This is a genomic window from Polynucleobacter sp. AP-Nickl1-40-C4 (genome assembly GCF_035012665.1).
Lineage (GTDB): Bacteria > Pseudomonadota > Gammaproteobacteria > Burkholderiales > Burkholderiaceae > Polynucleobacter.
Genome location: NZ_JAYGQR010000016.1, coordinates 1 through 7427, shown reverse-complemented (window position 1 = coordinate 7427; position 7427 = coordinate 1). Strand labels below are relative to the sequence as shown.

Genomic DNA, 7427 nt, shown 5'->3' with positions numbered 1-7427 from the left:
TTACATCGAAATGTTTTACAACCCGGTTAGACGCCATAGTTACAACAATGGACTTTCTCCGGTAAGATTTGAAGAGCAGTACCAAGCGAGGTTGGGAAGTGTCTAAGATATTGGTAGCGATTCAATTGGCCATTAAGTACATGTTTTTACACCCTTACTTGCCTAAACTTTGGGATTGCCTTATGGGTTAATAAGTTTCTCTTAACGATAGCCAATACCTCGTTATTAATGTCGTCTCTGGCCCTCGTGTTTTTATACCGCTCTTGGGGCGAAAAGCCGTTTAATAAAATACAAACCCTACTGCTTTGGTTAATCCCTTTAGGCGTTGCTATTCTGTATGAGCCATTAAGAGTGACCCCAGACACATTTCTTCAGCGAGTCGCCTTAATAACAATTACTCAGGAAATCTTGGTGGTTTGGCAATTATGGGAATTAATAAAATTTTATAAAAAAGATCGTCCAAGCATTGTGAGTTGGATTATCTTTTTAACCATATTCACGCTGATCGGTAATGTTTTCAGGACTTATCGGATTTTGACTGGCGATGGTCCAACTAATATCTTCCTCTATACCGAAGATGCCTTTGCCCTAGGGCTCAGATGGATTACCTACGCATCTAACATCATGACTTTTGTCGCGTTGGGAATGTTTTATTTTCAAAAACAGCTCACTAAAGAAAATCAAATTGCCAATGCTCTTAAAAGTACTAAAGAGGAAAATGAAAAAATTACCGAGCTCTTAAAAGAAAAAGAGCGACTCATCTACGGATTAATGAAAGCCAACAAGACGGCCGCCACTGGCGCATTATCCGCCTCGATCGCCCACGAACTAAATCAACCCCTGGGCGCCTCCAATCTTAATATCCAATTTCTAAAAATGAAATTAGAACGAGGGGCGCTCAATCCTGGGGTGGGCAAAGAGATATTAGACTCTCTAGAAGAGGACAATAAGAGGGCGGCAACAATTGTCAGATCTCTCAGGTCAATATTTACTGAGGGTGAGTCCAATGCTCAAGAAGTCCGGTTGAGTGATTTGATAGCAAAGGTTCTAGATATTGTTAAACCTGAGCTTAAGAATAAGAACATCCAAATTCAATTACGGGTCGATGATGATTTGGTGATCAGAGTTAACTCCTCTGAAATTGAACAAGTCATATTGAATTTGCTAAACAATGCCGCCCAGGCCCTGGCTAACTCAGGAACACTCCAACGACGTATTGCTATAGAAGCACTTAAAACTGACAATTCAGTTCAATTAAGCATTTCTGATAATGGGGCGGGCGTTCCAGAAGACTTTAAATCTCAACTATTTGAGTTGCTAAGCACAACTAAGCAGACTGGTATGGGCCTAGGGCTATGGCTCTGTAAGCATATTGTTACTAGATATAGTGGCTCGATCCATTATGAGGACGCAGTTGGAGGCGGAGCTAAGTTTGTTATTGAATTGCCTCTTAATTAGCCGATGAGCTAATTGTCCCCAGTCTTCATGAGGAAGACTATAGAGACCTATTCGTTCGGGGTCTTATGAACTTAGCAGAAATACAATCCTTTAAGCAAATTGGCAGACGCCTTCGCAGTGAGCGTGAAGGGCGTGGCCTAACTTTGCCTGCGGTTGCTGGATTGTGTGGAATGAGTATTTCTGAATTAGTGCGCATTGAAAACGGCGAATTATTGGGATTCAGGCAGGTACTTGAAGATGCCTTAACTAATGCCGAGGTATATGCCAAGGCATTAGATGTTGAGTTAGATAGTGGGGAGAGACAGCATTCTGGAATGGCATCAATAAATGCTAAAAATGATGATGTTTTTATTCCAGTCTTTTTAAGAAAAAAATAACTATTTCGGTTAGTCCGTAAAGACTATTTAAAACAGAGTCAGGCATCCTCGGCCCTGGTTCGATTCCGCCCCGGGCCACCAAGAAACACCAAAACCACCTTCGGGTGGTTTTTTATTGCCCCTTTTTATCAACTGTCCTTTAAAAGGACGCACCAGCTTCCCGTCCCTATGTCTGTAGGTGTCGTTTAAAACGACATTACATTTCTATATGGGCTCTTAAGCCAAAGAAATTAACTGGACCACGAGCTGAGTTATATGCCGGGTTAGCAATCCGTTGATAGTCGGCAGATATGAATAACTCTTTATAAACCTTTGCGCTATAGAAAGTTTCCAATATTTGTTCTTTCTTATAGCTAAGTGCGCCATCACCAATAAATGCCGCCATACCGCCTTGTTGAAGGTAGGCAATCTGCGATGAAGAGATTCCATTGACTGCATAACCTATGCCTAGCGTATCTTTGGGGCGCGACCAGCTTGAGCCTTTAATGCTTACACCACCTGATAATGACCTACTGATATCTACAGTCTGAGTTTCCGTAGTTCCGGGATTCCAGCTCCAACGACCAAAGACTCCAACATCATCATTGATGGCCTGCTCAATATTGAAGCCATAGCCCCATGAGCTCTGCGCCCCCCTGCGTACGCCAGTTACATCAGGAGTGCCACCAGTCTGCTGAGCCTGATTAATCGCATTTTGGTAGTTGCCCATATAGGCATGTTGTTGGTAATACAGGGCCCTTACTGCGCCAGGCTTACCCCATAGCTCATGTTCATGAGTTAATTCAATTTGATTGCCGTAGTCTTGGCTCATGCTGTAGTCAAGCTGAGCGGTATTCGGAATAGTTGGCATCGCTAATCTTGCCGCCTTCAAAATCCAGTCATCTTGATACCACTCTGCTACAACACCATAGGTATAGCCTTTGCTATCAGCCGCATATCCATAGGCGCCCATAGAGAAAAGAGCAAAGTTCTGAAACTGTGTACGAGGATCGTGACTGTAACTATTTTGATCAAAGAAATCTAATGTTGCGAACTTACCGTATGACACCACGATTCTATTTTTATCGAGATTGCCCGCAAGCTGATTTGGCCCACCTTCAATATGTTCTTTGCCGCCGCCCAAGCCAAAGGTTTGACGAATAAACGCACGAGCGGTGTAGTAAATAGGTGGGGCATATGAGCCTTTTTGTAGCTCGCCATTCTGAAATCCGCCCAGACCAAGAAGCTGTCCATTAAAAGGTGTTCCCTCGAACATCTCTGGGTTCCAATAAACTTCAGCGCCTTCCCAAAGTCTTGCCCCTAAGAACGCTGTAGCACTTAATGTGTAGCTCTTGCCACCACCGCCTTCAGATTTATTGAGAAGGCTGTTTTGTCCGTAGTAAGGCGATTTGAAATTATTTTTCTGTTGAACAATATAAGTTGATTGCCCATGAATGCTCCACTGCTCAGTTTCGCCCTCTACAGAAACTGAGCTATCAACCTTAGGTGAGTCACTTACGGGCGATTCAGCCAAAACAGTGGGCATGTCACTAACTGGCGCCTCTGCTCTTACAGCACAAGATAGAGCCCCCAAATAAAGGGCACTAATTAGGCCTATAAACGCTGTGCGGTTTGTATTAAATGAGAAAAACATCAGAAATGCCAAATATGCTTAATGAGAATTGTTCTCATCTTAGCATACAATTGAGAATGACTCTCAATTGGAAAAATACCCATTAGATGTGGCTTAAACGCCAAATACCTTAGAATCAGCCAATGCGTTTGCTTTCTATTGCTACCTTCATCTTTATATTCAATACAGCTTTTATGCCTACATTGGGGGCGGCTCATGAGCAATCACATCAGACTCAGGAGGGCGTAGTCCAAATTACTTGGAATGATGATCAATCTAGTAATGGCTTATTTCAAATAGTTCACGATGATCATCATGATCAAGCAGGCTCCAGTAACCCAGACCATCATGATGACGACCATCAGTGCCATCACATTTCAGTAGTTGGTATGGTGGGATCCAGTAATACTTCAGTAGCTCGGGATCTCAAAAGCTACAACGCCATTGAGACACCCCTATCTTTAGAATTTTTCCCTGCTCAAATCGAGTATCCGCCTAGAAACTCTTAAACAAATAGTCCTGGACTCAATCTCTTGCGATTGAGCAGTCCAAATTTGTTTAAGGTTATATATGAAAGCAATAAGACTTGCTTTGTTTGCTTTAGCTTTTGCTTCAAGCATTCATAGCTCAGCAGTAAGTGCGGAAGAGTCTATTGATGACCGTACACTGATTTTGTTGGTAGGTCCCGCAATGGAGAAAAATACAGTAGACGGTTCAAAAGCCTATGGCACTTCATTGGCTGTTGAATTTACGGCGATTGAACATCAATTAGACATTGAGGTGGGAACGCAGTATCTGAGTACACCCAATCCAAAAGAGCTCGGAGCCCAAATCATCTTTAAAAAACCATTTGAGTTGGCATCCGATATTGAGCTTGGTGTAGGCTTAGGGCCTGCTATCTGGAGGAAGACAAGCTCCCCCAATAATAGCCTTCAATCAGGCATAGTCTTTGTCGCCGATTTTATGCTTTGGACAACAAAGAAAGTTGGATGGTATCTCAGTCCTAGTTATACCTATGGCACAAGTAGTGGTGCCGAAAGGGTAATCGGGCTTTCAGTAGGATTGTTGTTCTCAATGTAGGTATCGGATGAGACATCCTCGGCCCTGGTTGATTTGGCCCGGGCCACCAAGAAACACCAAAACCACCTTCGGGTGGTTTTTTCATTAATAGCGTCTAGAATGGCCGATGTTGTATTTCATATTGCGGCTCTTTAGCTCGCTTCCATTGGCAGCCATTCAAATTATTGGCGCTGGCACAGGTGTATTGGTTTACTTGTTTTCTTACAAATATCGAAGACGCCTATATAAAAATCATCAGAGCGCAGCCCATTATTCGGGATTCAAATCAGCCCCGTGGAGGGTAGCTGCCGAATCTGGAATGATGTTTGCTGACACATTATGGATTTGGAGGCATCCAAAATCCTCCATTAATAAAGTAACTATTGAAAACTTGGATCAAGTTATTGAGCTATCCAAAAGTGGCAAAGGCTTAATTATTCTTGCTTCACATTTCGGAGGCTTTGAAATAGTGCCTCGTATTTTTGCTGAACATACAAGAGCAACAGTAATGTATAGGCCAGCCCGAAAAAGATGGGTTAATGAGCTTATGCTTCAATCAAGAAAACATACCGAGATTGAATTTGTTGAAGCAAATCTTGGCGGGGTTCGTCAGATTAAACGAGCTTTAATAAAAGGTGAGGTAGTTGGCCTATTAGCAGATCAGGTGCCTAGCGTTGGCGATGGAGTGTGGGCTAAATTTTTTAATCAATATGCTTATACAACCTCATTTCCAATTAAATTGGCTCGCCAAGTAAATGTAGCAATCCTTTTTGTTAGCGCAGAAAGACTGGGATTAGGAAAGGGCTGGCTCATTAAGAGCCAATTGATGAATGAGGCATTTCCTGATTGTCTAGTCGATGCCTGTACAGAAATGAACCACTATTTTGAAGAGATGATACTTTCTAAGCCACATCAATATATGTGGTCTTACAACCGCTACAAAAGACCAGCTGGAGCAGAATTGGCTCCCACAGAGTAAGGCATCCTAGGCCCCGGTCGATTCCGCCCCGGGCCACCAAGAATTCAAAAAGAGAGCTTCTAGCTCTCTTTTTTCATTTGAAAGTTAGCATCGACACTATAAATCTTGTTTTTTATTCTGGAGTAGCTAATAGTCAAGGCAATGCAACTAGGGTGACTAACCCAAGCTTGTTATCCAAAGAAACAGCCATATTGATCGGCATCAATAACTTGTAGTGCCTCATTGAGATCTTTTGAGATTGGATTTGGCTCATAGGCTTGCCATTTTCCGCTGGCTCGCATCCAATAAATATGCCACAGAGCCTCAGACTGTATATACCGAAATTTTACAAACGGTCGTCGAGTTAACTCTCCTGGTTTTCCACGCCACAAAGGGCGAACTTCAAAAACACTTACAGTCTGGCCATCGATTTCGTAATCGTAATCAAGATCTTTTTTGATTTCAAGTGGAGCCAGAAGCAGACACCACTGCCCGACCAAATAGTCAATATCCCCTAGCTGTTCAATGCTAAATGCCATATCTGATTAGTTGTCCCAGAAAGTAAAACTGATCAATCAATTTTATTTCAAACATAGCTATTATGAATTATGGGTGAAATGATTACAGTGGATATAGACGTCCTCAGACTAAATGAAGCTCAACTCTCTTGCCCAAGGCCGCCGCATACTTTCTTAGGGTAGTTAGGCTTGGGGAATGTTTGCCGGTAGCCAGAGAGCTTTCTAATCTAGCAATAGCTGGGGTTTGTGTTCCCATCTTTTTTGCCACTTGAGCTTGCGTTAATCCAGCCTCTTTCCTTGCCGTAAGAATCTCATCAAGAATAGCAAATTCAGTGCGATCAAGTTCTTTGACTGCGGCTTTTACAGCTGGCTTTTTAAGCATTTTGCTTATCATTTGTTTATGGGTAAGCATTTTTGTTTTCTTCTGTGTTGTCATTTTTTCCACTCCTTCATACGTGCTTTCGCAATCTTTAATTCTTTCTCAGGCGTCTTTTGAGTCTTCTTAATAAAGCTATGGAGCATCACTATTTCTCTCTCCACCATCGTACAAAAGAAAACTCGGGCGATACCTTCAGCCCCTTTAAGTCTTAATTCAAATAAGCCGCCGCCAAATGAATCCGTATGAGGCAAGCCTAAATTCGGCCCATGCTCAATCATTCGAGTGGTCAATCCAATATAGCGAGCTTGAAGCGTGTCGGGAAGATTCATAATGTCTTCTTGAACCTGCTCGCTGTAATAAAGGATGGAATAGCTCATCCGTGTATGTTAACAAATTTGTTAACATTGAGCAAGAGTAAATTGTCTTTTAAAGCAACAGTCTAGAGGCGGAATTAAACATCCTCGGCCCTGGTCTATTCCGCCCCGGGCCACCAAGAAAGACCAAAACCACCTTCGGGTGGTTTTTTATTTGGTGCTGACGGATAAGGTTCCGTTGTAATAAGATCAAAAAAATGCCCGCATACTTCTGCGGGCAAAGATGGTTACTGCGAGAAAACTGTTCTTAATTTGAGCAAGCTTGATTTAGGTAGGTAATCACCCCATCTTTAGTAAAGCCAATTTTGCCAACCTCTAATGTTGATGCGCTTACGACACCTACAAACAATCCAATAACAAACCCGACAACTAAATGTTTTATCCCCATTTTCTTCTCTCACAATTATGTTGTTAGCAGTGAGTCAATACTCTGCTTGTGCCAATTAGAAAAACTTGTCCTAAGTCAATTTTCTTGCCAAGTGTGGGTAGTACTTTAGTTCTAATAATGATTTTTCGTACTAAAAAACGCTATGAGGATTTCTATTTTTGCGGCGCGATAAAGAATTGGTGGATTCAACTACGAAGTGCAACTTTGAACAACTAGTTAAGGAGGCTAAGGATGTTTTAGTATCCAAAGCTTCTAGACCTGCAAGTCAAAGTAGCCATGACCTATCAACACCTTAGCCAAACTG

At 42.3% G+C, this 7427-nt stretch carries 10 protein-coding genes; 5 read left to right on the top strand and 5 right to left on the bottom strand.

From position 1 onward, the window contains the following. The first annotated feature begins 228 nt into the window (after nt 1–228). A complete protein-coding gene (locus VC182_RS11300) occupies nt 229–1458 on the top strand; it encodes a sensor histidine kinase (protein ID WP_323485347.1) in 1230 nt (409 codons plus the stop codon). Nucleotides 1459–1523: 65 nt separating this feature from the next. Further along, the gene (locus VC182_RS11295) at nt 1524–1835 is read left to right on the top strand and encodes a helix-turn-helix domain-containing protein (protein ID WP_323485346.1); all 312 of its coding nucleotides are present in this window, start codon (nt 1524–1526) and stop codon (nt 1833–1835) included. A 196-nt stretch (nt 1836–2031) separates the two neighbouring features. On the opposite strand, the gene VC182_RS11290 is transcribed toward VC182_RS11295, so the two are convergent. Beyond that, a complete protein-coding gene (locus VC182_RS11290; protein ID WP_323485345.1) occupies nt 2032–3360 on the bottom strand; it encodes a carbohydrate porin in 1329 nt (442 codons plus the stop codon). Between the two features lie 230 nt (nt 3361–3590). Here VC182_RS11290 and VC182_RS11285 point away from each other — a divergent pair, with 230 nt between their 5' ends. The 3 genes from VC182_RS11285 to VC182_RS11275 all read left to right on the top strand — a co-directional run bounded on the left by VC182_RS11285 (nt 3591) and on the right by VC182_RS11275 (nt 5485). Beyond that, a complete protein-coding gene (locus VC182_RS11285) occupies nt 3591–3956 on the top strand; it encodes a hypothetical protein (protein ID WP_323485344.1) in 366 nt (121 codons plus the stop codon). A 61-nt stretch (nt 3957–4017) separates the two neighbouring features. Next, nucleotides 4018–4527 (top strand): hypothetical protein, encoded by a 510-nt coding sequence (locus VC182_RS11280; RefSeq protein WP_323485343.1) that lies wholly within the window; start codon nt 4018–4020, stop codon nt 4525–4527. A gap of 145 nt (nt 4528–4672) precedes the next feature. After that, on the top strand, nt 4673–5485 hold the full coding sequence (locus VC182_RS11275) for a lipid A biosynthesis acyltransferase (RefSeq protein WP_323485342.1): 813 nt from the start codon (nt 4673–4675) through the stop codon (nt 5483–5485). A 170-nt stretch (nt 5486–5655) separates the two neighbouring features. Here the strand turns inward: VC182_RS11275 and VC182_RS11270 are convergent, their stop codons facing one another. From VC182_RS11270 to VC182_RS11255, 4 genes are all read right to left on the bottom strand, one after another. Then, a complete protein-coding gene (locus VC182_RS11270) occupies nt 5656–6003 on the bottom strand; it encodes a DUF3024 domain-containing protein (protein WP_072582001.1) in 348 nt (115 codons plus the stop codon). Between the two features lie 103 nt (nt 6004–6106). Continuing rightward, the gene (locus VC182_RS11265) at nt 6107–6418 is read right to left on the bottom strand and encodes a helix-turn-helix domain-containing protein (protein ID WP_370623372.1); all 312 of its coding nucleotides are present in this window, start codon (nt 6416–6418) and stop codon (nt 6107–6109) included. After that, nucleotides 6415–6738, bottom strand: coding sequence for a type II toxin-antitoxin system RelE/ParE family toxin (locus VC182_RS11260; protein ID WP_323485341.1), 324 nt, complete (start codon nt 6736–6738; stop codon nt 6415–6417). Before VC182_RS11260 ends, VC182_RS11265 begins: the two co-directional genes overlap by 4 nt. A 244-nt stretch (nt 6739–6982) precedes the next feature. Beyond that, nucleotides 6983–7123: a hypothetical protein gene (locus VC182_RS11255; protein ID WP_216262938.1), complete on the bottom strand. Its 141-nt coding sequence runs from the start codon at nt 7121–7123 to the stop codon at nt 6983–6985. Nucleotides 7124–7427: the final 304 nt, after the last annotated feature.

Excerpts from the sequence above, each read along its gene's own strand:
- VC182_RS11270 (WP_072582001.1), bottom strand. The coding sequence starts at position 6,003 with ATGGCATTTAGCATTGAACAGCTAGGGGATATTGACTATTTGGTCGGG.
- VC182_RS11265 (WP_370623372.1), bottom strand. The coding sequence starts at position 6,418 with ATGACAACACAGAAGAAAACAAAAATGCTTACCCATAAACAAATGATA.
- VC182_RS11285 (WP_323485344.1), top strand. The coding sequence starts at position 3,591 with ATGCGTTTGCTTTCTATTGCTACCTTCATCTTTATATTCAATACAGCT.
- VC182_RS11280 (WP_323485343.1), top strand. The coding sequence starts at position 4,018 with ATGAAAGCAATAAGACTTGCTTTGTTTGCTTTAGCTTTTGCTTCAAGC.
- VC182_RS11295 (WP_323485346.1), top strand. The coding sequence starts at position 1,524 with ATGAACTTAGCAGAAATACAATCCTTTAAGCAAATTGGCAGACGCCTT.
- VC182_RS11260 (WP_323485341.1), bottom strand. The coding sequence starts at position 6,738 with ATGAGCTATTCCATCCTTTATTACAGCGAGCAGGTTCAAGAAGACATT.
- VC182_RS11300 (WP_323485347.1), top strand. The coding sequence starts at position 229 with ATGTCGTCTCTGGCCCTCGTGTTTTTATACCGCTCTTGGGGCGAAAAG.
- VC182_RS11255 (WP_216262938.1), bottom strand. The coding sequence starts at position 7,123 with ATGGGGATAAAACATTTAGTTGTCGGGTTTGTTATTGGATTGTTTGTA.
- VC182_RS11290 (WP_323485345.1), bottom strand. The coding sequence starts at position 3,360 with ATGCCCACTGTTTTGGCTGAATCGCCCGTAAGTGACTCACCTAAGGTT.